Raw genomic sequence first — 24,973 nt, forward strand, 5'->3', positions numbered from 1 at the left:
GCTGTTCAGCGTTGATTGGCGGCCGGCGCTGCCGGAGCGGCGGCGACGCCGGCGGGCAGAGGGTTTTGGTAGGCCTCCGGGTCGAGGCGGCGCATCTCGCTCTCGATCCAGTCCTTGACCTCAGCCATCAGCTCGCCCGGCGCGCGGCCGACCGAGGGGATCTGCTTGCCGATGGAGACGTCCACCACGCCCGGGCGCAGCAGGAAGCTCTTGCGCGGCCAGCAGCGCGCCGCGGTGGCCGCGATGGGCACGACGGGCAGGCCGGCCTCGATGGCCAGGCGCGTGCCGCCGGTCTTGTAGTCACCCACCTCGCCGCGGGCGATGCGCGTGCCCTCGGGGAACATGATCACCCAGTTGCCCTGGCCGCCCAGGCGCTTGCCCTGGGTCAGCACCTTGTTCCAGGCCTCGGTGCGGCGGCCGCGGTCAATGTGGATCATGTCCATGCGCGCCATCGCCCAGCCGAAGAACGGCACATAGAGCAGCTCGCGCTTGAAGACATAGGCCAGCGGGTGGCTGAACAGCGCCGGGTAGGCAAAGGTCTCCCAGGTGCTCTGGTGCTTGGACAGCAGCACGACGCCGGCGCGGCGGTCGGACGCCGGCGGCAGGTTCTCCATGCCGTGGATGCGCCAGCGGATGCCGCAGATGAAGCGGGCGCTCCAGACGGCGACCTTCAGCCAGCCGGCGCAAGCCCAGTAGACCGGGTCGCCGCGGCGGAAGATGGACAGGATGAGGACGCCGGTGGCCCAGGGGATCACGGTGACGATCAGCACCAGGACAAAAATCAGCGAGCGAATCGCGCTCAGCAGGTTGGACATCAGTTCAGGTCTCCGGCCTGGGTGTCGGGGGCGAGGATCTTGCCGCGCTGCTCGGCAACGCGGCGGCGCTCAGCCTGGATGATGACTTCCGCGCAACTGGCGAGGTCGTCGTGCACGCGGGCGCTCGGTACCTGCACAAGCAGGTTGGCGAGTTCCTCGGTGCCAAGGTTGCCGAAGGGGCCGGTCAGCACGAGGTGGGGAATGCAGCCGGCGTTCTGGGCCGTCAGCAGGTCGGTCAGCGACGCGCCGACCATGTGCACCGCCGGCAGCTCGACATCGAAGCGCTCGCCGATCTGCTGGATCAGGCCCGGCAGCGGCTTGCGGCAGTCGCAGCCTTCCTCGGGCGTGTGCGGGCAGAAGAAGGCCGCGTCCAGGCGCCCGCCCTTCTCGGCCAGCAACTGGTTCAGGCGCAGGTGCACCGCGTTCAGCGAGGCCATGTCGAGCAGGCCGCGGCCGATGCCGGCCTGGTTGGTCGCCAGCACCGTGTGCCAGCCGGCGTGGTTCAGGCGCGCCACGGCCTCCATCGCGCCGGGCAGCGGGTCGAGCTCCTCCGGCGCCTTGACGTGGTCGTCGCGGTAGCGGTTGAGCGTGCCGTCCCGGCCAAGGATGACCAGCTTCATGCCGTGGGCGTGGTCGGCGCGCATGGGCTTAGGTTGCGAGGCGCGACAGGTCGGCCACGCGGTTCATCGCGGCGTGCAGCCGACCCAGCAGCGCCAGGCGGTTGGCGCGCAGCGCGGGGTCCTCGGCATTGACCATGACGCCGTCGAAGAAGGCATCGACCGGCGCCTTCAGCGCAGCCAGTGCTTTCAGCGAGCCGGTGTAGTCGTGCTGCTCGAACAGGCGGTCAGCGGCGGGCTGGACGTCGGTGATGGCAGCGGCCAGCGCCTGCTCGGCGGCTTCCTGCAACAGCTCGGGCTTGATCTCGGTCGGCAGCTCGCCGTCGACTTTCTTCAGGATGTTGCCGACGCGCTTGTTGGCGGCAGCCAGCGAGGCCGCTTCCGCCAGGGCGGCAAAGGCGCGCACGGCCTCCAGGCGGCGCGGCACATCGCCCAGGCGAGCGGGGTTCAGCGCCAGCACGGCATCGACTTCCTGGGCGCTGTAGCCCTGGTCGCGTAGGCTGACGGCCAGGCGGTCGGAGAAGAAGCTCCGCAGCGCCTCGCTTGGGTTGGTAATCAGCTCACCGAACGGCGGTACGGCCGCGTCGATCAAAGCCGGCAGGTCCAGCGGTAGATTCTTCTCGACCAGGATGCGGATGACGCCGAGTGCATGGCGGCGCAGCGCGAACGGGTCCTTGTCGCCAGTGGGCAGCTGGCCGATGCCGAACAGGCCCACCAGCGTCTCCAGCTTGTCAGCCAGCGCCACGACGGTGCCGGTGTGGTTGCGCGGCAGCGCATCGCCGGCGAAGCGGGGCTTGTAGTGGTCCTCGATGGCGATGGCGACACCGTCGCGCAAGCCCTCGTGGCGGGCGTAGTAGCCGCCCATGATGCCCTGCAGCTCGGGGAACTCGCCGACCATGTCGGTCAGCAGGTCGCACTTGGCGAGCTGGCTGGCTTGCTGGGCCTTGCTGTCCAGCACGTCGAACTCGTCCTTGGCTTCGACCGTGTAAGGCACGGTGGCCATGCGCATCTGGTTGACGATGGCGTGCGCGATGGCGCGGACGCGTTCGGCGCGCTCGCCCTGGCTGCCCAGCTTGCCGTGATAAACCACCTTGGCGAGGCCGGGCAGGCGGTCGGCCAGCTTCTTCTTGCGGTCCTGGTCGAAGAAGAACTTGGCGTCGGCCAGGCGCGGGCGCACGACGCGCTCGTTGCCCTGCACGACGGCACTGGCGTCGGCCGGCGCGATGTTGCTGACCACCAGGAAGTGGCGAGTCAGCTTGCCCTGCGAGTCCAGCAGCGGGAAGTACTTCTGGTTGGCCTTCATCGTCAGGATGAGGCACTCCTGCGGCACGGCCAGGAACTCGGCCTCGAAGGCGCAGGTCAGCACATTCGGGCGCTCGACGAGGGCGGTCACTTCATCCAGCAGCGCTTCGTCGTCGATGGGTGTCAGGCTCAGCGCATCGGCCGCGCCTTTCAGCTGGCGCGAGATCTCGGCGCGGCGCTCGGCGAAGCTGGCGATGACGGCGCCCTGGTCGCTCAACTGAGCGGCATAGCTGTCGGCGGACTCGATGCTGACGGTGGGCTGGGCGGCTTCGAAGCGGTGGCCGCTGGTGGTGCGGCCGGCCACCAGTCCCAGTGCCTGGACCGGCACGATCTCACTGCCATGCAGCGCGACCAGGCCATGCGCCGGGCGCACGAACTTCACATCGGTCCAGCCATCGGCGAGCTGGTAGCTCATGACCTTGGGGATGGGCAGCTTGGCCAGCGTCTCGTCCAGTGCCTTCTGAAGGCCTTGAGCCAGCGTGGCGCCAGCCACCATGCTGTCCCAGAACAGCGCCTCGGCCTTGCCATCGGGCGCGCGTTTCAATTGAGGCACGACTTCGGGGCCGGCGCCGATGGACGCCAGCTTCTTCAGAAGCGCGGGCGTCGGCTGTCCGTCGGCGGTCAACGCGACGGCGACAGGCATCAGCTTTTGCTGGACGGCCTTGTCGGCGGCCTTGGCGGCAACGCCGGCGACGTGCACGCCCAGGCGGCGTGGCGACGCGAACGACATGACGGCCGCATCCGCAGCGGCCAGGCCCTGAGCCTTGAGGCTGTCCGCCAGCACGCCCGCGAATGACTCACCCAGCTTCTTCAGCGCCTTGGGCGGCAGCTCTTCGACAAACAGTTCAACGAGCAAATTCATCAAGCGGCCGCCTTCTTGCTGTTCTTCAGTTCGATCTGCGCGACGACTTCATCGGCCCAGGCCTTGGGCGCCATCGGGAAGCCCAACCGCGCGCGGCTGTCGAGATAGCTCTGCGCCACGGCGCGCGCCAGATTGCGAATGCGGCCGATGTAGGCGGCGCGCTCGGTCACGCTGATGGCGCCACGGGCGTCCAGCAGGTTGAAGCTGTGGCCGGCCTTGAGCAGCTGCTCGTAGGCGGGCAGGGCGAGCTTCTCGGCCATCAGCTCCTGGCTCTTCTTCTCATGCGCGGCAAAGGCGCTGAGCAGGAAGTCGACGTCGCTGTGCTCGAAGTTGTAGGTGCTTTGCTCGACCTCGTTCTGGTGGAACACGTCGCCGTAGGTCAGGCCGTCGGTATAGACCAGGTCGTAGACCGATTCCTTGCCCTGCAGATACATGGCCAGGCGCTCCAGCCCGTAGGTGATCTCGCCGGTGATGGGCTTGCAGTCGATGCCGCCGACCTGCTGGAAGTAGGTGAACTGCGTCACCTCCATGCCGTTCAGCCAGACCTCCCAGCCCAGGCCCCAGCAGCCGAGCGTCGGGTTCTCCCAGTCGTCCTCGACGAAGCGCACGTCGTTCTTCTTCAGGTCGAAGCCGAGGGCCTCCAGCGAGCCGAGATACAGCTCCAGGATGTTGGCCGGGGCGGGCTTGAGCACGACCTGGTACTGGTAGTAGTGCTGCAGGCGGTTGGGGTTGTCGCCGTAGCGGCCGTCCTTGGGGCGGCGGCTGGGCTGCACATAGCCGGCCTTCCAGGGTTCGGGGCCGAGGGCGCGCAGGAAGGTGGCGGTGTGGCTGGTGCCGGCGCCGACTTCCATGTCGTAGGGCTGGAGCAATGCGCAGCCTTGTTGGGACCAATAGTCCTGAAGCGTCAGGATGATTTGCTGGAAGGTCAGCATGGGGCTAGCGGAAACGGGGGTGGCCGATTCTATTGGCCGGCCTTCCTCAGTCCGATCAGGGTCAACAGCCCCAGCCCCCAGAGCGGCCACAGGCCCAGCGCGGCCAGCCAGCGGGCGTAAGGCGTCGAGCCGCTGCGGCCGTCGACATCGGCCTCCAGCACACCGCGTTGCAGTGGCGGCAGACGAGCCGTGATGCGGCCCTGGTGGTCGACGACGGCCGTGGAGCCGGTGTTGGTCGAGCGCACGACGGGGCGCTGGAATTCCAGCGCGCGCATCTGCGAGAACTGCAGATGCTGGTCCTGGACCATGACGGTGCCGAACCACGCCAGGTTGCTGACGTTGACGAAGACGGTCGCTGCGTCGGGGCCCACCGCGCTTTGCACGAAGTCCTCGCCAAACAGGTCCTCGTAGCAGATCAGGGGCCGCAGGCGCTGGCCGGCCACGGCCCAGGCGCGCTGGTGGCTGCCGCGGGCCTGGTCGTCCAGGGGGATGTTCATGGCCCGCACGAACCAGCCGAAGCCGGGCGGGATGAATTCGCCGAAGGGCAGCAGGTGGTGCTTGCCGTAGAAGTAGTCGCTGCCGAGGCCGACGACCGAGTTGACATAGCCCTCGTCGGCATTGCCGAGGAAGCTGCCGAGCAGGGCCGGGCGCTCGGGGTTGGACAGGCGCACGAGCGTGGCGCGGTCCAGCTCAGCCAGCGGCAGCGGCACGACGGATTCGGGCGTGATGACGACCTGGCCGCGGGCCGACTCGATGAGCCGGGCCAGCAGTTCCATGTTGGCGGCAAAGCGGGCAGGATCGAACTTCTGATCCTGCGGGATGCTGGGCTGCACCAGGGACAAGGTGACGCGCCCGGCCGACGTCGTGAAGTCCTGCGGCAGCAGCAGGCCGGCCAGAGGCAGCAGCACCGCGGGCGCAGCCAGGCGCCAAGCCTTCTCGCGCATCAAAACGAGGCCGGCTGCGGCGAGTGCGGCCAGCGCCGTGATGCCGTAGACACCGATCCACGCCGCCCAGCCGGCCAGTGGCCCGACGCTGTGCGCATAGCCCGACGCGATCCACGGAAAGCCGGTGAACCAGGTCGCCCGCGCCAGTTCGGCCAGCAGCCAGGCCGGCACCAGGGCCAGCAGTCGGATGCGGCCGGGCGCGATCCAGCGCGCTGTCAGCCCGAGCGCCAGCGCGTAATAGCTGCACAGGAATGCCGCCAGCAAGGCGACCGCCAGCGCGGCCAGCAGCCAGGGAATACCGCCGAACTGGTGCATGCTGATGTGCAACCACCACAGGCCAGATGCCAGCCAGCCCCAGCCGAACAAGGCACCGCACAGCGCGGCGACTCGCGGCGTGGCATGCGACACCAGGCCGAACAGGATGGCCAGCGCGGCGATCTGAGCCCACCAGGCGTCAGTGGGGGCAAATGAGGCCGTGTGCAGCAGCCCGGCGGCCAGCGCCACCGCTGCTTTCACCGCAGTCTTCACGCCGCGGACTCGCCGTCGGGTGCGCGCGTGACCTTGAACCAGCGCACTGCGCCGCCGCGGGTCAGCATGACGGCGAAGTTAAGGCCGGCGACCTGCACGGCTTCGCCACGGCGCGGCACTCGGCCATGCTGGTGCGCGACGAGGCCGCCGATGGTGTCGAAGTCCTGCTCAGACAGGTCCAGGCCGAAGGCAGCATTGACGGCTGCGATGGTCGCGTCGCCGGCCACGCGCTGGCTGCCGTCGGCCAGTGTGTAGATGCCGGTGTCCGAGCTCTCTTCATCGAACTCGTCCTCGATCTCGCCGACGATCTCTTCCAGCACGTCCTCGATGGTGATGAGGCCGGCGGTGTTGCCGAACTCGTCGATGACGATGGCGAGGTGGTTGCGGTTGGAGCGAAAGTCGCGCAGCAGCTCGTTGAGCCCCTTGCTCTCGGGCACGAAGACGGTCGGGCGCAGCAGGGCGCGCAAATTGAGCTCCGGCGCGCGCTGCATCTTCAGCAGGTCCTTGGCGAGCAGGATGCCGATGATGTTGTCCCGCGTACCTTCATAGACGGGGAAGCGCGAGTGGCCGGTGTCGATCACGATGCCCAGCAATTCGTCGTAGGGCGCATCGATGTCCAGCAGGTCCATGCGCGGCGCGGCCACCATCGCGTCGCCGGCCGACAGCTCGGCCATGCGCAACACGCCTTCCAGCATCTGGCGCGACTCGGGCTCGATCAGCTCACGTTGTTCGGCGTCGGCCAGGGTGTCGATCAGTTCAGACTTGGAGTCAGGGCCGGGGTGCAGGAACTCCAGCATGCGCTCCAGCAGGCCACGCGCCTCGGGCTGGTGTTTGGCGGCCCCGCGAACTGGGGGCCTGCCTGAATGTGGTTCGCTCAAGGGGAGCATCAAGGGATTGCGACAGGGGACAGAATAGCCGATCAGCTTGCCAAGCCCTTGTAGTCCGGCGGGCAGTCCCTATCTGTGTCGCCTTCATTCGAAACGGTCCCCCGCCATGTCCTCTTCCGCCAAAGGCCTCATCCCCGCCACCATCCTCACGGGCTTCCTCGGCGCCGGTAAAACCACGCTGCTCAAGCGCGTGCTGACCGAAGCCCACGGCCAGAAGATCGCCATCATCGAGAACGAGTTCGGCGAGGAGAACATCGACAACGACATCCTGGTGTCGGACACCAACGAGCAGATCATCCAGATGAGCAACGGCTGCGTCTGCTGCACCATTCGCGAGGACCTGCGCACGACGCTGAGCGACCTGGCCGCCAAGCGCCGCAAGGGTGAATTGACCTTCGACCGCGTCATCATCGAGACCACCGGCCTGGCCGACCCCGGCCCGGTCGCTCAGACCTTCTTCATGGACGATGAGATCGCCGAGAGCTACCTGCTGGACTCGGTGCTGACGCTGGTGGACGCCAAGCACGCCGACGACCAGCTCAACGGCCGGCAGGAAGCGCGCATGCAGGTGGGCTTTGCCGACCAGATCTTCATCAGCAAGAGCGACCTGGTCGAGCCGGCGGTGGTTGAAGCGCTGGTGCACCGCATCAAGCACATGAACCCGCGCGCGCCCATCCAGACGGCGCATTTCGGCGAGGTGGCGCTCAGCAAGGTGTTCGATCTGCGCGGCTTCAATCTGAACGCCAAGCTGGAGATCGATCCCGACTTTCTGAAGGCCGACGGCCATGACCATCATCACGGCCATGACCACCATGACCATGAGCACGGTGAACATTGCGACCACCCGCACCACCACGCCCATGACGACGACGTGAAGAGCTTCGTCTTCAAATCAGACAAGCCCTTCAATCCCGCCAAGCTGGAGGACTTCCTCGGGGCCATCGTGCAGGTCTACGGCCCGAAGATGCTGAGATACAAAGGTGTCCTACACATGAAAGGCACGGACAAGAAGGTCATTTTCCAGGGTGTTCATCAGATGATGGGCTCCGATCTCGGCCCGAAATGGATGCCCGGAGAGAAAAAGCAGAGCAAGATGGTGTTCATTGGTATCGACCTTCCCAAAGAGATCCTGATGCAGGGCTTGGAAGGTTGTTTGGCTTGATGTTCCCGGCCCTCCGGAGCCCTGTTTCCGGGGGGGTGCAGATGGATGAATCCTCATGGCTACAATCCGCCGCGCTCAAAAATGGGCCGCCGGCTAACAGCAGTGGGATCAAGGTCTGACACCGCGCCGATGCAAGCCCTGAGCGAGGAGATGACTGTGAGCAAGACCCCGGCCCCAAAAACCGCCGCATCCAAAGGTGCGAAGAAGACCGATATCGGTGCTGACGTCGCCATGTTGGAAGCGCCCGCACCGGCGAATCGGTTTGCCGACCGCTTTGCGCCGCCCAAGCCACCTGCGCGCGGTGCCAACCACACCGACGAAACGCCACGCGTGGCCGCCAAGGGTGACCCCAAGCTCGTCAATGCCTGGAAGAGCAAACCGGGTGCCGAGCTGACCGACGCCGAAGTCCTGGCCATGCCGGACTCGGAGTACATGAATGCCAAGCAGATCGAGTTCTTCCGCGCCAAGCTCACCGAACTGAAGAACGGCGTGCTGTCCAACGCGGGCGAGACGACCGAGCATCTGCGCGAGGACACGACCATCGTGCCCGACCCCGCCGACCGGGCGACCATCGAGGAAGAGCATGCGCTGGAACTGCGAACGCGCGACCGCGAGCGCAAGCTGCTCAAGAAGATCGTGCAGTCCATTGCCCGCCTCGACACGGGCGAATACGGCTACTGCGACGAGACCGGCGAGCCCATCGGCCTGGGTCGCCTGATCGCCCGCCCGACGGCGACGCTGTCGCTCGAAGCGCAGCAGCGCCGCGAGTTGAAGCAAAAAATGTTCGGCGACTGACCCGCAGCATGTCCGACTCCAAGCCCGCAGACCCCAAGGAAGGCGACAGCTTCTTCCGCAAGGTTGCGCGCTTCGTCGCCAACCCGACGACGGACTGGTCGGAAATCAACTCGCGCCAGGACGACCCCGAAGGTGACCTGGCCAAGGCCGAACTGCGCGCCATGGTGGAGCGCAAGCGCCGCAACGACTTCGTGCGCAAGCGCGAGCTCGACATGCTGCGCCGCATCCGCCGCGAAGGGCTGACGCCGGAGCAACTGGCCGCCCTCGCCGCGTCGCCGTCCAGATTGGGCGATGACGACCGCATCAGCGAGCCCAGCTCCAAGATCGACCTGGGTGTGAAGGCCAAGATCGACGAGATCGAGCAGCAGATGGTGGGCGAAAGCTTTGCGACGACGCAGGCCGTGCCCAAGCATCAGCCAGGCTTCTTCGAGACCAGCACGCGGCCTGCGGCGTTTGCGTCCACCGTCGCGGCCACGCCGGCCACCGACGCTGCCAACGGCCGTGTCAGCGAGTTCTCTACCCCCCGCGAGGTCCAGCGCCTGCAGGCGCCGACGCCGCCTGCCGCCGTGACCATGGGCGCGGCCATTCCGCCGCTGTCCGATTCGCCGGCCAGCCGTCTGCCCGACCTGCCGCCGCTGGACATGCCGCTGTCGTTCACGCTGGCCGAGTCCACGCCCGACGTCGAAGTACAGGAGTTGGTGCACGACCCCGATCTGGACGAGGCCGTCATCGCCTTCGCCAATGCCGACTACGAGAACAGCGAGCGCGCGCTGACCGAGCTGGTGCGTCCGGGCGGCAGCCGCAATCTGCACGGCGAGACCTGGCTGGTGCTGTTCGACCACTACCGCGCCACCGGCGCCCAAGGCAAGTTCGAGGCGCTGGCTGTCGAGTACGCCCAGCAGTTCGGTCTGTCGGCGCCGCAGTGGTTCTCCATGCCCAAGCTGGTGGCCGAATCGACGCGCCAGTCCAACCGCTCACCGATGGCCAAGGCCAGCCAGGTCAGCTGGACGGCGCCGCCGATGCTGACGGCCGACGACGTGTCGGTGCTGCAAAGGCGCAGCGAGACCCTCCCCATGCCCTGGGTCTTCGATTGGGGCGCGCTCGATTCCATCGAGATCGAGGCGGCGATCCAGATGCGCCAGTTGTTCCGCCAGTGGGCGCAGCAGCAGGTCGACCAGCGCTGGGTCGGCGGCGACCGCTTCCTGGCCCAGCTCAAGGAAGTCGCGCCGGTCGGCGAGCGCGACACCGACCCGGCGTTGTGGATGCTGCGCCTGGAGGCGCTGCGCCTGGCCAACCGGCCCGATCAGTTCGACGAGGCCGCCATTGACTACTGCGTGACCTACGAGGTCTCGCCGCCGTCGTGGGAGCGCGCCAAGTGCCGCGTGCGCATCGGCAGCGACGGCGGGTCGACCAACAGCCCCGCCACCAGCACGATGCAGAGCGAGGCCCAGTCCACCTTCCTCGACACCGGGCTGCCTGATGGCGCGATGGCAGCCGCACAGCTCGAACTGATGGGCCAGCTCAACGGTGACATTTCCGACACCTTGCGCGCCTTGTCCGCCGAGGTCGGCGAGGCCAGCCTCATCAATATTTCCTGCACCAAGCTCATCCGGCTGGACTTCATGGCTGCCGGTGACCTGCTGAACTGGGTGCTGCAGCGCCGCAGCGAGAACCGCGGCGTCGTCTTCACCGACACGCACCGCCTTGTCGCGCTGTTCTTTGGCGCCATGGGCATCAACGAGCACGCGAAAGTCAAAGTCCGCATCAACTGAGGGCTTGCTTTGGGCGCTGTCGGGCTCATCTGGAGGCCCTATGTCTTCTTCTGATTCCTCCTCAGCCGTCTACCACGGCACCACCATCATCTCGGTGCGCCGCCAGACGGCAACCGGCTGGCAGGTCGCCATCGGCGGCGATGGCCAGGTGACGCTGGGCAACACGGTCGTCAAGTCCAGCGCGCGCAAGGTGCGCAAGCTCTACCGGGACCAGGTTCTGGCGGGCTTTGCCGGCGCCACGGCCGACGCCTTCACGCTGTTCGAACGCTTCGAGGCCAAGCTCGAAAAGCACCAGGGCCACCTTGTGCGCGCCGCCGTCGAGCTGACGCGTGACTGGCGCACCGACCGCGTGCTGCGCCGCCTGGAGGCCATGCTGGCCGTGGCCGACCGCACGGCGTCGCTGATCATCACCGGCAACGGCGACGTGCTGGAGCCCGAGCAGGGCATCGTCGCCATCGGCTCCGGCGGCGCCTATGCCCAGGCGGCGGCCAAGGCGCTGCTGGCGCATACCGAGCTGGGCGCGGCGGACATCGTCAAAAAGTCGTTGGAGATTGCGGGCGAAATCTGCATCTACACCAACCAGAACCACACGCTGGAGGTGCTTGAATGAGCTCGATGACCCCGGCGGAAATCGTCTCGGAGCTGGACCGTCACATCGTCGGCCAGCAGGCCGCCAAGCGCGCCGTCGCCATTGCCATGCGCAACCGCTGGCGCCGCCAGCAGGTCGACGAGAAATTGCGCGGCGAGATCACGCCCAAGAACATCCTGATGATCGGCCCCACCGGCGTCGGCAAGACCGAGATCGCACGCCGCCTGGCCAAGCTGGCCGGCGCGCCCTTCGTCAAGGTCGAGGCGACCAAGTTCACCGAGGTCGGCTACGTCGGCAAGGATGTGGACTCCATCGTGCGCGACCTCGTCGAGGTGGCCGTCAAGCTGGAGCGCGAGGTGGCCATGCGCCGCTGCCAGACGCGCGCCGAAGACGCGGCCGAAGAGCGCATCCTCGGCGTGCTGCTGCCCGGTGTCGAGCCGGACAACGCCACCCGCCAGACCATGCGCAAACGGCTGCGCGAGGGCCAGCTCGACGACAAGGACATCGAGCTCGACCTGCTCGCACCCAAGCCAAGCCTGGAGGTGCTGACACCCTTTGGCAACCAGCCCGGCATGGAGGACATGGCCGAGCAACTCAAGGGCATGTTCAGCCAGTTCGGCGGCAACCAGAAGAAGACGCGCAAGCTCAAGATTGCCGAAGCGATGAAGCTGCTTGTTGACGAAGAGGCGGCCAAACTCGTCAATGAGGAAGAGATCCGCGCCACGGCGCTGACCAACGCCCAGGAGATGGGCATCGTCTTCATCGACGAGATCGACAAGGTCGCCTCGCGCAACGAGCATGGCGGCGCCGAAGTCTCGCGCCAGGGCGTGCAGCGCGACCTGCTGCCCCTGGTCGAGGGCACGACGGTGTCAACCAAATACGGCATGGTGAGGACCGACCACATCCTCTTCATCGCCAGCGGCGCCTTCCACCTCGCCAAGCCGAGCGACCTCATTCCCGAACTGCAGGGCCGGCTGCCCATCCGCGTCGAGCTCGACTCGCTGTCGGTGGCCGACTTCGAGGCCATCCTGACCAGCACGCATGCCAGCCTCGTCAAGCAATACCAGGCCCTGCTCGCGACCGAAGGCGTCACGCTCGACCTGCAGCCCGAGGCCATCCGGCGCCTGGCCCAGATCGCCTTCGAGGTCAACGAGCGCACCGAGAACATCGGCGCGCGACGCCTGGCCACGGTGATGGAGCGACTGCTCGACGAGATCAGTTTCGACGCACCGCGCAACTCGGGTCAGACGGTGTCGCTGGACGCGGCGGCGGTCGATGCCAAGCTGGCGGCGCTGGCGGCGAATGAGGATTTGAGTCGGTTCATTCTCTGAGCAGGACTAATGCGGCAGCGCCTGGCCGCTGCCCACCCAGCGCAGCAGTTGCATCAGCGAAGAAGCCTGCGTCTTGCCGAGCAGATTGCGCACATGGCTGCGTAGCGTCGACAGGCACACACCGAGATGAGCCGCGGCAATCTCCACGGTCATGCCGTCGCCCAGGAGCATCAGGACATGGCGCTCGGTGGCGCTGAGCCGGCTGTGGCGGGCCAGGGCATCGATGCGCGCCGCCTGGGTCAGCGTGGGCTGGTCCAGGTGAATGACCAGCAGCACGGCGTCCGCGGGCCAGCCGGCGCCGGCTGCGAGGTCTTCGGGCAACGGCATGCTGTGCAGCCAGCCGGTGCTGATCTGCGGTGTGAACCACAGCCCGACATAGGACGTCGAGCCGGCCTGCGCCAGACGCAGCGGTGGCTCCAGCCGCGCTGCGTCGAGCTGGCCGATCTGCATCAGATGGTCGGCGCTCACCTCCGCGCGCCGGTCGCGCAGCAGGCTCTCGGCACTGCGGTTGCGGAACAGCAGGCGCCGGTCAGGCCGTACCACGAGCATGGGCTGGGGCAGGGCTGCCAGGACCTGGCAAGTCGAATCTGCCGGTGTGAAACCTGCCTGTGAGCGGTGGTCCGCCGAGTGGGTCTGGAAGGCGGTCAGCATGAAAGTTCTCCCTGAGCAGTGGCGATGACAGCGTTTGATTTGCTGACAAGTTTGATGGGTGCACCCCTTTCCCGCATTGCCCTGACGGCCGGCCCAGATGGTCGAGCGACCGGCTTGGCGCAAGCCGGCACTGCCGCGCCGACAGGCCCCGGCAACAGGCCGCGCATCGCCTGCGTCGGGAGGATGTGTGAGGGCGTCTTGGCCTTCAGGCCTATCCATAAGGCCAATGCGGCAGCGGCGCTGGCGCCTTGATTGCTCGCTAATATCGGTTCGCACCCATCGCGCCCCATGAGAGTCCTGCTCGTCGACGACCACACCTTGTTCAGAGAGGGCATCGCCCTGTTGCTGCGGCCCCTCGTTCAGCCGCTTGAAACCTGGGAGGCGGGCAGTTGCGAAGAAGCCTTCGCGCTGATCGAGGAGAGGGGTGCTGCGGAACTCGTCCTCATCGACCTCGGCCTGCCTGGTGCCTCGGGCCTGGAAGGCGTGCAGCGTCTGCGCGAAGCGCACCCCGAGATGCCGGTCGTGGTCATGTCCTCGGCGGACGACAAGGAGACCGTCCTGGCTGCCCTGGATGCTGGCGCGATGGGCTTCATTCCCAAGAGCGCGACGTCGGCCGTCATGATCGGCGCGCTCAAGCTCATCCTGGCCAAGGGCATTTATCTGCCGCCCAGCGTCTTCCTGGCGGCGCGCAACCCGGCGCCGGCTGCGGCTCCATCAGCCTCACCCGCGGCCGCCGTCACGCCCATGCGCGCTGCGGCGCCAGCGGTAGGGCCCGAGTCGGCTGGTGTGCCGGCGCGCCGGCCGTCCGACCTCGGCCTCACGCCCCGCCAGGCCGAGGTGCTGCACCTGCTGCTGCAGGGCAAGCCGGCCAAGCTGATCGGCCGCGAGCTCGACCTTTCCCTCAGCACCGTGAAGGCCCACACCTCCGCCGTGCTGCGGGCCTTGAACGTCACCACCCGCACCCAGGCCATCGTGGCGGCGGGCCGCATCGGCCTGCGCTTCGACCACCGCCAGCCGCCTCAGGCGGCGGTCTCCAGCGACTCCTTGAGCGCCAGCAACAGGCGTTGAAGGCCAACGGGCTTGTGCAGCAGGCTGGCACCCAGCGCCGCAGCCTCGGCGGGCAGCCGCGTGTCGGTATTGGCGGTCACGACCAGTGCGCGAATCGGCTCGTCGTAATGAGCGCGCAGCCGGCGGATCACATCCAGGCCATCACCTGCGGTCCCCAGCTGGTAGTCGGTCAGGATCAGATCAGGCGTGCGCAGGTGTGCCGCCAGCTGCGCCAGCGCGTCGTCGCCGTTGGCCGCGATCACCACGTGGCAGCCGGCGGCAAGCAGTGCATCCCGCACCGCTTCGCGATTGGTGGCCTCGTCGTCCACGACGACAACGAAGTTGCCGTCCAGCGCCTGCAGCGGCGCGTTGACCGCGCCTGCAGCCGCGGGTGACGCCGCAGTGCCTGCTGCCAGCGGCAACAAGACCTTGAACACCGACCCCCGTCCTTCGCGGCTCTGCACGGCGATTGAATAGCCCAGGATGTGAGCGCAGCGCCGCACGATGGACAGCCCGAGCCCCAGCCCCTTCTCCTGCCCGGTGCCGGGCGCGCCGATGCGGAAGAACTCCTCGAAGATCGCTTCGAGATGCTCCGGCGCGATGCCCGGCCCCGTGTCCCAGATCTGCAGTTCGCACTGCTTGCCGCGCCGCCTGCAGCCCACCAGCACGCCGCCGCTGCGCGTATAGCGGATGGCATTGGCGAGTAGGTTGCCGACGATGCGCTCCAGCAAAGTCGCGTCGCCCCGCACCACCCAGCGGCCGGGGCGCACGCGCAGGCTCAAGCCCTTTTCCTGGGCCTGCGGCAGCCAGGTCTGCGCCGCGCGCTCTAGCAGCCAACCCAGGTCCACGTCCTCGACATGAGGGTGCACGGCGCCGGCGTCGAGCTTGGAGATGTCGAGCAGGTTGCCGAACAGGTTCTCCATCGTGGTGACGGAGGACTGCACCTTGTCGGCAAGGTCGATCTGCGCTGGGTCGACCAGGCGGGTGCGCAGCACGCCGATCAGCAGGCTGATGGAGTGCATGGGCTGGCGCAGGTCGTGGCTGGCCGCGGCGAGGAAGCGGGTCTTGGCGGCGTTGGTGCGTTCGGCTTCGTCCTTGAGTTGTACGAGTTGATCTGCCCGCGCAGTCAACACATCCCGCGCCACGGACAGTTCGTTGGTGCGCTCTGCGACCTTGGCTTCCAAGTTGGCGTACAGGTCGCGCAACTTCATGGCCATCTGGTTGAAGTCGTTCGCGAGCCCGTCGATCTCATCGTGGCTGCTCGACTGCAAATGCGTCTCCAGATCCCCACTGGCGATGCGGGCCGTGGCTCGCCGCAAGGCGACGATGGGTGCAGCCATTCGACGGGCGAAAGCAACGCCTGCTGCGAGTGCCAGCACCATGCCAAGTGCCATCAGCAGCGCCGTCCGAGTGAGAGTGGACCAGGCTGGCGCCAGTGCCTGGCTGCGCTTTTGCTCCATGACGACCAGCCATCCCGGGCCTGCCACCGACGCGGAGGTGGCAATCACGGGTTGACCTGTGAAGTCCCGGGTGTGCAGCGTCGGCATGGCGGCCGGTGCGGTCAACTTGGATGCATTGGCTTGTTGCACGACTTCGGCGCGGGACAGATCCATGCGTCTCAGTACGTGCGTGCGCTGCGGGTGCACGATCAGCAGCCCCTGTTCATCGACGATGTAGGCCAGCCCACCGTCTCCGACCGCAAGCCGGTCGACGACCTCGCCGAACATGCGAAGGTCGACGGTGGCGATGACGGCGCCGACTCCACTCGATGCGGCCAGCCGTACCGTCGGTAACTCGCCATCGCGAAAGAAGGTTCGGCCATAGCGCACGCCGTCCTTGAGTTTCAGGTCGGTCACCACGGCATCGTCCTCACGGCGCAAGCTGTCTATCCGGTCGGGCAGGACCCTGGAGATGAACAGCCGCTCCTGCCGTTCGGTGTCCACGACCTGGAGGTCGATGACGGCCGGAACGGATCGCAGCAGTTTGTAGCACTCGTCGCGGCGCTGCGTGGTGTCCAGTGCGTCATCGCTGCACGAGAACATTGCAGCTTCGCGTAGTCGATCCTCAACCCTCTCAAGATAGCTGCCAATTTCCCGTGCTGCGCCGAGCGCCTGGGCCTGCTGCAGCTCGCCGATATGCCTCACGGACGTCTGATAGCCAACATAGCTGTCGGATGCTCCAAGCAGCAGTAGCGTGCCTGCCAGCGAGCCACCCAGCCAAACCGCGAAGCGATGGGCCATTGGGCGGTGCCGCGTCGGATTGGACATCTGCGAATCAGCGGTAGACCACGTCAGCATGCCGTGTCACAGGGCTCGCTGGGGGAGGAAAGCCTTCGGCAGGTTTGGGGCGCACGGCCAACACGGCACGCTCGGTGCGTTGCACCGGAATGGCGGCAGCCGATTCGCCGTTCAGTACCCGGCCCAGTAGGTCGATCATCGCCGGCCAGGTGAAGCTGTAATCCAGTGCCAGGGAAAGCGGCGCACCCTGCTCGACGGCCGCTGTGTTCCCGACGACGACAGGCCGCCGCCAACTGCGCAGCCTTTCCATGATTGCTGACAAGTGCAGGAAGGCCAGACCGGTTGGGGGCAGGCACCAGGCATCGAAGTGGTTTGACGCAGTCTCGTCAAGGAGCCTGTTCGCCTCCACCAGCGTTTCTGCTGACAGCACCGACACTTCGAGTCCAAGTCGCTGGCCGGCCTCGATCAACCGTGTGTCTGCCTTCGTGTTCGCGCGCCAGTCGGCGTCCATCAGAACGGCAACCTTCTTCACCGCCGGGTAGGCATCACGCAGGACCTCAAGTCGCTTGGCATCCAGGTCGTCGTCTATCCAGACTCCCGTGAACGGCTCGCTGCGCGCGGAGGTCGATGACACCACGGCGTAGCGCACGGGGTCGAGGAAGCTGGCGAAGATGACCGGGATATCGCGGTTTCTCCTGCGCACGGCCGCTGCGGTAAACGTCGACGGTGCCACGATCACCGTCGGGTCACCCGCCAGCGCGGCATCCACCGCCTTTTCAATGTCCTCGACCGCCCCCAGCTTGGTCGAGGCGAACTGGATGTTGACGCGGTTTCGCAGTGATGCGGGCAGGCGCTCGAAGGCCTTGGAGAAACGATGGAAGCCCGCGTCTTCCTCCTGCGTTAGGCGCCCGAGGAAGGCCAATCGGATGCTGTCGCCGGCCTGCCGAGAATCCGACCGCATCGCCAGTGTCAAGGTGATGGCAAACACAGCACCGACCAAGGTACGGGACCTTCTGCCAATGTTCACCATGCCTTCCGTCCCATATCCTATGTTGGCGTCTTGGACGCATTTTTCGGCAAGTTTAGTAAGGAGGGCTTCATGACATCTCAATCCGCACCTGAATCCACGGCACAAGTCGAATCCATCAACGAGCACGAGATCCAGGCACTGTGGTCATTCCGCACGATGGTTGAAGGCACGCCGGCCTATGGCATCGCTCAACCGGCGAGGGTCCGCTACCCGACCGTCCCAGTCGTGCCCTGTACAGGCACCGTGCATCCCGACAGCATGCCGAGCACCGATCTGCAGGCGTTGGTTGCTGCGGACATCCGCGTCATCCTCCAGGCTACGAGCGAGCCGCCTGACGACCGCTTCCTTGCCATCGACTCCGTCATCTTTGCGGCCGATGACGACACGCCGCTTACTGGAACCAAGCCGGCCTCTGCATTGACCAATCAGGCACTCGCGCAGCTCTCCGTGGCAGCCGTGCTTGAACTGGAGCGGCGGCTGATCGGCGGCAATTGACGACCCGCGCGGTAACGCGCAGGCCGGCCAGCCCCTTAAAACAGCCCGTCCGTGACCTTGCTGGCCTGGGTCGAAGCACCCGGGCTCCCGGCGGCGACGAGCCTGCCGTCGGCGTCGAACAGGACCCATGTCGCCGCCGTGTGACTTGCGACCGCCACTTTCAGTCCGCTGAAGAAGCCGTTCTTGGCGATGACATCAGCCTTGGAGCCGGCCAAGGTCAGGTTCAAGCTGTAGAGCCTGGCCTTGTCCGCCGGCAGCAGTGCGCGCAGCCTGCTACCGCGCAGCGCTTCGTCCAACGGGCTGTCGCCCTGTGCGTCCGGCGTGGCAAGTTCGAGCAAGGCCTTGGCGACGGCGTCCGCATTGCCGTTGTGCTTGGTGGCGGCCACCGTCAGCGCATCGGCGGCATCCAGCCAGGCTTGGCGGAGCTTTGACGCGGGCGACTTTTCGTCATTCGTGCCCTGCGGAGCGTTCTTGCGCAGTTCAGCGGCTTTCAACAGGGCTCGCTCCACCGCCTTGAATGCGTCGGCGACGGAGGCCGACAGCCGCTGCTCACGGTCGAACAGCGGCGACCGAGCGTCGAGCGAGCTACTGAGCATCGCGTCGACATGCAGCACTCGGCAGCCGGTGCCGTGCTTCATCGACAACTGCCCCTGCACCATGTTGCCGAACACAGTGGTGATCAAGTCCTTGTTGTCCACGCCATCGAACTTGTAGCTGCTGCGCATCGCAGACGCCAAGGCCACACCGACTTCCCCGATGGCCCCAATCGCGGGCAGCAAGGCGATACCGGCGAAGAGGGCCTTCGCGCCGCCTTTGCCCGCCTGTTGTTGTTGCTGTTGTTGTTGTTGTTGGGTCACTCGCTCGATCAACTTGGCCTTTTCGATCTCGTTGCTCAGCGCGCCCGTGAGGTTGTCCAGGCTGGTTTGCGAGTTGAGCATGTTGCGCTCCAGGGCTTCAGCCCGCATCAGCAATGCGCGCGGTCGTGCGGACGACAGCAAAAGCGTCACTGGCGCGCCGCCATTGACTGCGCAGCCCGTGACCCTTTCGATATCGTCGGCTACCTGTCGCGCCAAGCCGCCCGCCTCGGCGAGGGCCAGACGGGCCGCGGTCGCGTCGAGCTTGACCTCGGGCGCGTCAAGCTTGTACTTGCTCAGGTCGCCAACCTGCGGCAGCCTGGCGGCGTTGATCGCAGCCTGGGCGTCGGCAACCGCCTTGTCCTCGCGAGCCTTGAGTTCGACCGCCGACAGCGGCGCCTGCGGCGCGTCCTCGGCCTGTGCCAGGGATAGCGAGGTCAGCAATATGGTGGCGATGACGCAGCGAGAGGATTGGCGTTGGTTCACGATGTTGTCCTGGGTCGGGTGTTGAGAGCGTTGGGTGAGATGGGCGTGGACTGGCTAGCTGCGGCGACTCGCGACGGATGAATGTCGACGCCGGGCAACCCTCCCCACCGCCATCAGCCCGGCGAGCAGTAAGGCCCAGCTTCCCGGCTCCGGCACCGCCTGCGCCTGAAACACCGCCCCGCCATCTGCCGAGAAGCTGAAGCTCGTGAACTGATACGCCGCGCTGCTGGCCGAATAGCTCGCGCCGTCCAGCAGCTCATGGTCCAGTCCCGAACTGCCTTGGCGCAGGAAGCTGTCGATCTGGAAGGCGCCGCTGGCCTGGAAGGCACTGGGGTCGCTCGCACCGAGGAAGCGGAACTCGATCTGCACCTGTCCCAGGCTGAGCGCTGCGCCGGCGTCGAAGACCAGTTGGTCGGTGACAAAGCCGCCCTGGCCATCCCCCTCGACTTCCAGCACCAGCCGCCCGCCCGCCGCATTGGCAAAGCTGCCCTGCACATGCAGCGTGCCGGGCGAGTTGCCGGGACTGAAGACGCCGCGGTTGACGATGTTGCCGATCAGGGTGCCGGTGCCGCCGACAAAGCCCTTGGCGCCGATCTCGATCTGGTCGGCTGTCACGGTGCTGCTGTCCTGCACGAGCAGAGTGCCGACGCCGGCGTCGCTGCCGTTGAGGGCACCGACGCCGATGTAGTTGGCGCTCATCTGGCTGCCGCCCACCAGCCTGGTGACGCCGACACCGCCAGCCGTTGCGCCGATGACGATCTGGCCGCCGCCGCCGCCAATGCCCGAGACGCTGACCATCGAGCCACCGGCCAGGCTCATGGTGCCGCTGCCGCCAGAAAGGAAGCCGACGATGCCGCCCAAGGACAGGTTGGTGCGCTCGTTGCCGCTGGCGTTGCCGACCAGCAGTTGGGCGCCGTTGTTCAGCGTCAGGTGGGCCGAGCTGCCCACGCCCGCGCCGACGGACAGACTGGCGCCGATGCAGCAGCCGGTGCGCCAGGCGCCTTCAAGCTGCAGCGTCGCGTTGTCGATCTGCGTCGAGCCGGTGGCGCCGAAGTCGGCGATGCCCATCAGCGTCGTTCGCACGACCGCACCGTCGCGAATGCTCAGGCGGCCGTTGCCCAGTGCGCCGTCGCCGACGGTGATGAAGGGGTTGGTGCCCATCACCTCCAGCCGTGCGCCGGCCCCGCTCACTTCGACGCTGCCGTTGGACGCAGCGCCCCAGCCGTTGCCGACGATGACGCCCGCGCCTTCGTAGAAGAGGGCTGCGTCGGTGGGCGCCAGGCCCTCCAGGCGCAGCACCGCGCCATCGCGGATGGCAAGTGCGCCGTTGGCGCTGCGGCCGATGTAGACGGTCGGGCTGAAGGTGTTGGCGTCGCCGGCCACGCCGCTTTTCATCGACACCAGCGTGCCGGCGCCGCGCAACGTCAGGGCGCCCTGGCCGGCAGCCGTGGCCGTCGTGAAGCCGAAGTTGTCGCCGACGCTGATGCGGCTGAAGTAGTCGCCATGCATCTGCACCTGGGCGCCGCCGGAGATGTCGGCCGTGCCGACCGACCCGGAGCGGCCGACGTAGAGATCGGCGAAGAGCTGGCCGTAGGTGACGCTGCTGGCAGGCCCATTGACGCTGAAGCTGGCGAGCGCGCCGGTGTTGCCAACCTGGATGCGGTTGACGCCCTCGATGGCGCCACCGTTGCCGACGCTGAGGCTGGCTGTTGCGCCATTGCGGCCCAGCCACAGGCCGGCGTTGCTGGTCGAGCCATAGACGAGCTTGGCGCCGGCGCCGGTGATGCTCATGCGGCTGACGCCGCCGTCAAAGCCGAGCTGCACATAAGCCGCCGTGTTCGCGTCGGCCGTCAGCAGCAACTGGCCGCCGTCGGCGATCTGGATGTCGCTCAGGGTGTTGGCGGCGTTGCCCATGCCGCTCATGAAGCTTGCCGCACGGCCGTTGGCGCCGCTGACCTGCCAGACCGAGCCGGCGCCTCTGATGCGGACCTGGGCGAAGACGCTCTCGTTGCCGTTGGCAGCCGGGCCGCTGGAACCCTCGGCGATGTAGACCTGCTCGGTCTCAAGCCGTCCGCCGCCCAGCACATGGACCTGGGCGGTGCTGGTGGCGCCAGCCTCGCCTGAGGACCAGGGCGTGGTCGGAGGTGCCGTCACATGGGCCTGACCGACGTTGAAGTTGCTCAGGAAGCGGGCTGTTGAACCGCTGTCGGTGACGGTCAGCACGCCGGCGTTGCCGGCGTCATTGGCGATGAACACGCCGCACCAGACGCCGCCGCTACAGGCCGCGCTGCCGACCGTGCCGTCCAGCAGCGCACCGCCTGAGACGCGGACACCGCCGTTTCTGATCGCCATGCGGTGCCAGCTCACGGCATCCAGTTCGACCCGGGTGCCGATTCCGTCGATTAGCACTTCGCCGCGGCTCTGCGTCGGGTCGCTGCCCGCACCCACCTGCAGGGAGAAGGCCGACAGCCGGCCGCCGTCCCAGACATCGAGCCAGCCATGGCCTTGCTGGCCGACGTTGACCTGGCCGACGAAGCTGCCGCTGCGATCCGTCGTGAGCAGGCTGCCGGCGCCGCTGATCAGCAGGCTGCCGGCGCCGCCGCTGCCGACGTTGACCTGGCGCGCGCCGCTGACTTGGCCGCCGCTGGAGATCTCCACGAGGCCGGTGCTGTGGGTCTCGCCGATATTGACGTAGCTCCAGCTTGCGCCGTTCTGCGCCACGGCGCCCCCGTCCTTCACGGTCAGGGCCGCGGTGCCGCCCTGCGTGTTGCCGACGACGAAGCGGGAGGTGTCCCCCTGGATTTCAAGGCGCGACCCGGCGCCCTGGATCGTCGTCAAGCTGGTGCCGCCAGACGCGAGATCGACCCCGGCCTGCCGACCCGGCTGCGATTGGACCCGCAACAGGCCGCCGTCGCTGACGACGAGCGTCGTGTGCGCCAGGCGGTCGCGGTTCTCGCTGAGCGTGAACTGCGCGTCGCTCGATGGGCTGCCCGTGACAAGCCAGCTGGAGCCGGCGCCGTCGACGGCCAGGTCGACGAAGCTGCGCTCGCCACCGCCCTGCGAGGCGGTGACCGAGCCGCCCGTGTGGACGCTCTGCGTGACCAGCTTGCCGCCGGCCAGCACGTCGACGCGAGCCCGCGTGGCGCCGTTGAGCTCGCCGCCCGTCCAGCCTTCGCTGGCCGGGCGGGCGACGAAGAGTTCGCCGATGTTGAAGCGGTCCAGGAAGCGCGCCTCGCTGCCGGCGCCTGTGACGGTGAAGCGAGCGGAGGCGCCCGCAAGCTGGCCGACAAAGGTGCCGCACCAGCGGCCGGCGCAGGCACTGGCGTCGATGCTGGCATCCAGCAGTGCACCGCCGCTGACGGTCAGGCTGCCGGTGCCCGCGCTGCCGATCGCGAGGCGGCGCATATCGACGCCGCCAAGCTCGACCACAGTGCCCGCACCGTGGACGGTGGCCGTGCCTGCGTTGTTGGTATCGGCGCCCGAGCCGAGGTTGAGCTGGCGCGCCGTCAGGCGTCCGCCGTTGCTCAGGTTAAGAGCACCGGTGGCCGCATAACCGACGTGGACGTCGCCTGCCGAGAACTCCGCCGAGCCGCCGTCGACGTTGAGCGTGGCGTTGCCGCCGTTCAAGCCGACCTGCAACCAGCGCCCGCCGCCGATCTTGCCGCCGTGGGTCACGTCGAGCTGCGCCGTGCCACCGCCTTCGGCCAGGTGGAAATAGCCCTTGTCGGCATCGCCGCTGAGCCACAGCGCCGAGTTCGCGCCGGTGATGCTGCCGCTGAAGCTGCCGCCTTCGCCCAGGCGCACGCCAAAGCCGCGGCCCGCGCCGCCGGTCACGAGGATCTGGCCGCCGCCGTCCACCTGCAGCAGCGCCTCGCTGCGTGCGCCCTGGGCGAGGTGAACATGGCTGCCCACCGGGCTCGCCATGTCGGTCACCTGCCAGCGCGAGCCCGCGCCTGTGACGCGCAGCTCGGCGAACGCTCGTTCATGGCCCAGCAGCGGCCCGCCGCTGGCGCTGGCTCCGGCCACGACATGGCCGGTGTCCAGCGTCGCGCCGTCGGCCACGAGCAGGCGGCCCATCACGTCCTGCCCCGCCTGGCCGGATTGCAGGTTGATGCCGAGATGGCCGATGTAGGTTGTGTGGATCAGCGTGGCCGACGATCCCGCACCGGTCACTGTCAGGCTGCCCTGGGCGCCCGCGGCGACGCCGACAAAGTTGTTGCACCAGCCATTGCCCAGGGCGCAGGCGGCGCTGTCGGAGCCGGCGTCGAGCCGGGCGCCATTGCTGACGACGAAGCTGCTGACGCCGGTGTTGCCGACCGAGAAGCGGTTGCTGTTGGCATCGGCCTTCAGCAGCATCTGCGTGCCGGCGCCGTCCAGCAGGCCCGTGGTCGGGCCATTTCCATGGCCGGCCATCATCAGGTAGGCCAGCGTGACCTTTGATCCGGCCGTGGCGGCAAAGCTGCCTGGCGCGCCCCAGCCCACCTGCAGCGTCGCGCCGGGCTGGTCCACGTCGCCCGGGCCGATGGCTTGGCCGTTGCCGTTGCTCAGGAAATACGAACCGGTCACCGTGACGGCGGCGCGGCCGTTCGGCGTGGCGAGCGTCAGCAACAGCGTGGCAACGGCCAGCGCGATGCGCTGGCGGGAATGGAGATGCTTCATGGTGGCCCCCTGGCTGGCTGTTGTTGGCGTCTCCGGGAACGGAGCGCAGCCGGAGGGCGCGAGGCCTCCCGGCGACAGCACGATGCCGGGTCAGGCCTTGCGCGGCATCCTCAACACTGCGGACCCGGGGTCCCAGGCGGGTTGGGACATTCCCAGGGCGCGGTGGCGCAGCATGCGCGTCAGCCGCGCGCCGCGTTGATCGCCAGCAGCCCGTCGAAGATCAGGCCATCGATCAGCTCGTGCGGCGTGTCCAGCGCCGGCGCCACCTTCCAGCCTGCGCCGCCCGTCATCAGCAGCAGCGGCTCACGGCCTTCGCGCTTGGCCAGCAGCCGCGCCATGCGTTCGATGGCGCCGGTGATGGCGAAGGTGCCGCCCGTCGTCAGCGCGTCGCTGGTGTTGGTGGGAAAGTCGCGCACCTCGCCGGTCGGCACGCGCAGCCCGGCGGTGCCGCCTTCGAGTGCGCGCAGCATGATGCCGTGGCCGGGCAGGATGAGGCCGCCCAGGAACTCGGCGGCGCTGGACAGCGCCTCGACGGTCACCGCCGTGCCCACCATGACGACCAGCACGGGCCCGTCGAAGCCGCGCTTGAGCGCGTGCGCGTGCGCACCGATGACGGCCACCCAGCGGTCGGCGCCCAGGCGTGTCGGGTGGTCGTAGCCGTTCTTCACGCCAGCGGCCTCGGGTGCCGGCACCACCCAGCGCGTGGCCAGGTCCCAGTGCTCCATCTGTTCCTCGACGCGGCGGCGCACCGCGTCGCCGGCCACATTGCTGCCCAGCATGCGCGTCGGCGGGGGCAGGTCTTGCCAGTCCTCATCGGCCAGGCGGTCGATGTTCTCCAGGAAGACGGCGCCGTGCTGTTGCGGCGGGCTGCCGGGTTCGGCGCCGTCTGCGTAGACGGCCCACTTGAGCCGGGTGTTGCCGATGTCGATGGCCAGAAAGCTCATGGTGGGGACCGTGGCGCGGACAAAGCCGTGAAGA

Annotated in this window: 19 protein-coding genes; 7 read left to right on the forward strand and 12 right to left on the reverse strand. The window is 67.6% G+C overall.

Features of this window, described 5'->3' with window-relative positions:
- Window positions 1-5: 5 nt before the first annotated feature.
- Genes ASC81_RS01975 through ASC81_RS02000 form a run of 6 tightly spaced genes read right to left on the reverse strand, consistent with a single transcriptional unit; the run spans window position 6 to window position 6,878 of the window.
- Window positions 6-815, reverse strand: coding sequence for a 1-acyl-sn-glycerol-3-phosphate acyltransferase (locus tag ASC81_RS01975; RefSeq protein WP_235533541.1), 810 nt, complete (start codon window positions 813-815; stop codon window positions 6-8).
- The gene (gene gmhB, locus ASC81_RS01980; protein ID WP_235533542.1) at window positions 815-1,459 is read right to left on the reverse strand and encodes a D-glycero-beta-D-manno-heptose 1,7-bisphosphate 7-phosphatase; all 645 of its coding nucleotides are present in this window, start codon (window positions 1,457-1,459) and stop codon (window positions 815-817) included. Before gmhB ends, ASC81_RS01975 begins: the two co-directional genes overlap by 1 nt.
- 4 nt (window positions 1,460-1,463) lie before the next feature.
- Window positions 1,464-3,596, reverse strand: coding sequence for a glycine--tRNA ligase subunit beta (gene glyS, locus ASC81_RS01985; RefSeq protein WP_056262029.1), 2,133 nt, complete (start codon window positions 3,594-3,596; stop codon window positions 1,464-1,466).
- The gene (glyQ, locus tag ASC81_RS01990) at window positions 3,596-4,528 is read right to left on the reverse strand and encodes a glycine--tRNA ligase subunit alpha (RefSeq protein ID WP_056262032.1); all 933 of its coding nucleotides are present in this window, start codon (window positions 4,526-4,528) and stop codon (window positions 3,596-3,598) included. The genes glyS and glyQ overlap by 1 nt, the downstream gene beginning before the upstream one ends.
- A gap of 29 nt (window positions 4,529-4,557) precedes the next feature.
- Window positions 4,558-5,988 (reverse strand): apolipoprotein N-acyltransferase, encoded by a 1,431-nt coding sequence (gene lnt / locus ASC81_RS01995; protein WP_235533543.1) that lies wholly within the window; start codon window positions 5,986-5,988, stop codon window positions 4,558-4,560.
- An 8-nt stretch (window positions 5,989-5,996) separates the two neighbouring features.
- Window positions 5,997-6,878 (reverse strand): HlyC/CorC family transporter, encoded by an 882-nt coding sequence (locus tag ASC81_RS02000; protein ID WP_056262037.1) that lies wholly within the window; start codon window positions 6,876-6,878, stop codon window positions 5,997-5,999.
- 115 nt (window positions 6,879-6,993) lie between these two features.
- Here ASC81_RS02000 and ASC81_RS02005 point away from each other — a divergent pair, with 115 nt between their 5' ends.
- From ASC81_RS02005 to hslU, 5 genes are all read left to right on the forward strand, one after another.
- Window positions 6,994-8,049, forward strand: a complete 1,056-nt coding sequence (locus ASC81_RS02005) for a GTP-binding protein (RefSeq protein WP_056262041.1) — start codon at window positions 6,994-6,996, stop codon at window positions 8,047-8,049.
- Between the two features lie 156 nt (window positions 8,050-8,205).
- Complete coding sequence (gene dksA / locus ASC81_RS02010) at window positions 8,206-8,844, forward strand: RNA polymerase-binding protein DksA (protein ID WP_235533544.1); 639 nt, start codon at window positions 8,206-8,208, stop codon at window positions 8,842-8,844.
- An 8-nt stretch (window positions 8,845-8,852) separates the two neighbouring features.
- Window positions 8,853-10,616 (forward strand): hypothetical protein, encoded by a 1,764-nt coding sequence (locus ASC81_RS02015; protein ID WP_056262045.1) that lies wholly within the window; start codon window positions 8,853-8,855, stop codon window positions 10,614-10,616.
- Between the two features lie 40 nt (window positions 10,617-10,656).
- A complete protein-coding gene (gene hslV, locus ASC81_RS02020) occupies window positions 10,657-11,226 on the forward strand; it encodes an ATP-dependent protease subunit HslV (RefSeq protein ID WP_056262048.1) in 570 nt (189 codons plus the stop codon).
- The gene (hslU, locus tag ASC81_RS02025) at window positions 11,223-12,536 is read left to right on the forward strand and encodes an ATP-dependent protease ATPase subunit HslU (RefSeq protein WP_056262050.1); all 1,314 of its coding nucleotides are present in this window, start codon (window positions 11,223-11,225) and stop codon (window positions 12,534-12,536) included. The genes hslV and hslU overlap by 4 nt, the downstream gene beginning before the upstream one ends.
- 6 nt (window positions 12,537-12,542) lie before the next feature.
- On the opposite strand, the gene ASC81_RS02030 is transcribed toward hslU, so the two are convergent.
- Window positions 12,543-13,187, reverse strand: coding sequence for a helix-turn-helix transcriptional regulator (locus ASC81_RS02030; RefSeq protein WP_056262053.1), 645 nt, complete (start codon window positions 13,185-13,187; stop codon window positions 12,543-12,545).
- 288 nt (window positions 13,188-13,475) lie between these two features.
- Here ASC81_RS02030 and ASC81_RS02035 point away from each other — a divergent pair, with 288 nt between their 5' ends.
- Window positions 13,476-14,255 carry a response regulator transcription factor gene (locus tag ASC81_RS02035; protein WP_056262056.1) on the forward strand — a complete coding sequence of 260 codons (780 nt, stop codon included), beginning with the start codon at window positions 13,476-13,478 and terminating at the stop codon, window positions 14,253-14,255.
- Here the strand turns inward: ASC81_RS02035 and ASC81_RS02040 are convergent.
- Complete coding sequence (locus ASC81_RS02040; protein WP_082536188.1) at window positions 14,207-16,531, reverse strand: hybrid sensor histidine kinase/response regulator; 2,325 nt, start codon at window positions 16,529-16,531, stop codon at window positions 14,207-14,209. The genes ASC81_RS02035 and ASC81_RS02040 overlap by 49 nt on opposite strands.
- A complete protein-coding gene (locus tag ASC81_RS02045) occupies window positions 16,509-17,459 on the reverse strand; it encodes an ABC transporter substrate binding protein (RefSeq protein WP_162245847.1) in 951 nt (316 codons plus the stop codon). The genes ASC81_RS02040 and ASC81_RS02045 overlap by 23 nt, the downstream gene beginning before the upstream one ends.
- A gap of 72 nt (window positions 17,460-17,531) precedes the next feature.
- Between ASC81_RS02045 and ASC81_RS02050 the strand changes: the two genes are divergently transcribed.
- Window positions 17,532-17,996, forward strand: a complete 465-nt coding sequence (locus tag ASC81_RS02050) for a hypothetical protein (protein WP_056262064.1) — start codon at window positions 17,532-17,534, stop codon at window positions 17,994-17,996.
- 35 nt (window positions 17,997-18,031) lie between these two features.
- Here the strand turns inward: ASC81_RS02050 and ASC81_RS02055 are convergent, their stop codons facing one another.
- From ASC81_RS02055 to ASC81_RS02070, 3 genes are all read right to left on the reverse strand, one after another.
- The gene (locus ASC81_RS02055; RefSeq protein ID WP_156391664.1) at window positions 18,032-19,069 is read right to left on the reverse strand and encodes a hypothetical protein; all 1,038 of its coding nucleotides are present in this window, start codon (window positions 19,067-19,069) and stop codon (window positions 18,032-18,034) included.
- A 321-nt stretch (window positions 19,070-19,390) separates the two neighbouring features.
- Window positions 19,391-23,995 carry a PEP-CTERM sorting domain-containing protein gene (locus tag ASC81_RS02060; RefSeq protein WP_056262068.1) on the reverse strand — a complete coding sequence of 1,535 codons (4,605 nt, stop codon included), beginning with the start codon at window positions 23,993-23,995 and terminating at the stop codon, window positions 19,391-19,393.
- A 179-nt stretch (window positions 23,996-24,174) separates the two neighbouring features.
- Entirely contained in the window at window positions 24,175-24,939 is a 765-nt protein-coding gene (locus ASC81_RS02070; protein ID WP_056262074.1) for a type III pantothenate kinase, read from the reverse strand.
- Window positions 24,940-24,973: the final 34 nt, after the last annotated feature.

Source organism: Pelomonas sp. Root405 (genome assembly GCF_001425165.1).
Lineage (GTDB): Bacteria > Pseudomonadota > Gammaproteobacteria > Burkholderiales > Burkholderiaceae_C > Pelomonas.